Annotated in this window: 2 protein-coding genes; both read left to right on the forward strand. The window is 50.7% G+C overall.

Annotated elements, in window-relative coordinates; genetic code table 11:
- Positions 1-53 precede the first annotated feature (53 nt).
- Positions 54-1,988: an alpha/beta hydrolase family protein gene (locus OEL57_RS16220; protein WP_300741917.1), complete on the forward strand. Its 1,935-nt coding sequence runs from the start codon at positions 54-56 to the stop codon at positions 1,986-1,988.
- A gap of 26 nt (positions 1,989-2,014) precedes the next feature.
- On the forward strand, positions 2,015-2,305 hold a 291-nt coding region (locus OEL57_RS16225), incomplete at its 3' end, for a hypothetical protein (protein WP_300741919.1).

Below are 2,305 nucleotides of genomic sequence, written 5' to 3' on the forward strand. Positions count from 1 at the left end.
GTTTCATGGCAGCTTACCTCGTCGTGAAAAGTGAATTTTAAAGGAGTTTCATAATGAAGCAGTCGTTAGTAACTACCGGTGTCTGTAATCTGTTGATGCTTTCTGCCCTTGCCAGCCCGGCCATGGACGGGGGAGCTTTAAAACAGTATGATCTGAAGGATTTTTTCGGCAAGCCGGAACGTTCTGTTTTCCGTCTTTCCGATGACGGGAAAACCCTTGGGTTTATGCAGCCCTATCAGCGCCGCCAGAACCTGCATGTGGTTGCCCTGCCGCCTGACGGTAAGGCACCTGACTTTGCCATGTCAAAACGGCTTACTGCTGAAACAGAGCGGGATATTGCCGGTTTTTTCTGGAAAGGTAATGAGACCATCCTCTATGTGAAGGATTTTGGTGGGGATGAAAATTATCATCTGTTGTCGGTGAATGTGAAAACCGGCACGGTGAAGGATCTTACCCCCTTTCCCAAGATCCGCGCCTCACTGGTGGATGACCTGCTGGATGACCCTGAGCATGTGCTGGTGCAGCATAACAAGCGAGACCCGCAGTTTTTTGACGTGTACCGGATTAATGTCAAAACAGGTGATGCTCAGTTGGTGGCACAGAACCCCGGTAACATCACCGGCTGGATAACTGACCATGCAGGCCATGTCCGTATGGCCTCAACATCAGATGGCGTCAATACCAGCCTTTTATATCGCCCTACTGAAAAAGATGCCTTCAAGACCATCCTGACCACTGACTTCCGTACTTCGGTATCACCCCTGTTTTTCACCTTTGATAACAAGTCACTGTATGCCCTTTCAAACCGTGGCCGGGACAAGACCGCGCTGGTGGTGCTTGATCCCAATAATGGCACGGAATCACAACCGCTTTTTGAACATCCAGATGTTGATCTTGGCGGAGTATCCTATTCCCACAAGCGTAAACTGCTTACACAGGCAAGTTTCACCACCTGGAAGAGTCAACGCCATTTCTTTGATACTGAAACCAGGTTAATCTACGACAGCCTTCAGAAAAAACTGCCCGGTTATGAGATCTCTCTGCAGAGCGAAAACCTGGCTGAAGATACCTTTGTTGTGGCTGCCTACAATGACCGTACCCAGGGTGCCCACTATATCTATTCGGTTAAAACCGATACACTGACCCCCCTGGGAGAGATCAATCCCCGGATCAAGCCCGCTGATATGGCCCCCATGAAACCGGTAAGTTATACAACCCGGGATGGCCTGACCATCAACGGCTATTTGACGGTGCCGGTGAATCGTGCGGCAAAGAACCTGCCGGTTATCATCAACCCCCACGGCGGGCCGTGGGTACGGGATTCATGGGGCTACAACCCTGAAATCCAGTTTCTGGCCAATCGCGGTTTTGCGGTGTTCCAGATGAACTACCGTGGTTCAACCGGCTATGGCAGGGCCTTCTGGGAAAAGAGCTTTAAGCAGTGGGGCCGGAGTATGCAGGATGATATTACCGATGGCGTTAACTGGCTGATCAAAGAAGGGATAGCCGATCCCAAGCGGGTAGGGATCTATGGTGGCAGTTACGGCGGGTATGCCACCCTGGCCGGGGTGACCTTTACTCCGGATCTGTATGCTGCAGCGGTTGATTATGTTGGTGTTGCCAACCTGTTTACCTTTATGCAGACCATTCCCCCTTACTGGAAACCGTATCTGGCCATGATGTATGAGATGGTGGGGGACCCGGAAAAGGACAAGGACGCTCTTACGGCAAGCTCGCCGGTCTTTCACGCCAACAGGATTAAGACACCGCTGTTCATTGCCCAGGGAGCCAATGATCCGCGGGTGAATAAGGATGAATCTGATCAGATGGTTGCTGCCCTGAAAAAGCGTGGTGTTGAGGTGCAGTATCTGGTGAAGGACAACGAAGGCCATGGTTTTCATAATGAGGAAAACCAGTTTGAGTTTTACGGTGCCATGGAGGCGTTTTTCAAAAAGCATCTGCTAAAAGGGCACGATGCAAAAAAGTGATGTTCGGTGAATTTTAAGGGGGGGCTGTGAAAAAACAGATATTTTTCTTTGCGGGATGGCTGGTTTTGGTGCTGTGCATTCCGTTACAGGCCACAGAACCGGATCAGCTTGTCGGCAGATATTATCTGCACGGGGTGAGGGAGGTCGGGTCTGAACTTTTGTTGAAAAATGACGGTAGTTACGCATGGATGCTGGCATACGGTAATGAGGATCATACCTCTGAAGGGCGCTGGTCCCGGCAGGGCAACTCCATTGTTTTGACGGCAATCGTGCCCACGGCAACCGGACCGTTGTTTCAGCTTGATACAAAGAAAAAG

This window comes from Trichlorobacter sp., assembly GCF_030247655.1.
Lineage (GTDB): Bacteria > Desulfobacterota > Desulfuromonadia > Geobacterales > Pseudopelobacteraceae > Trichlorobacter.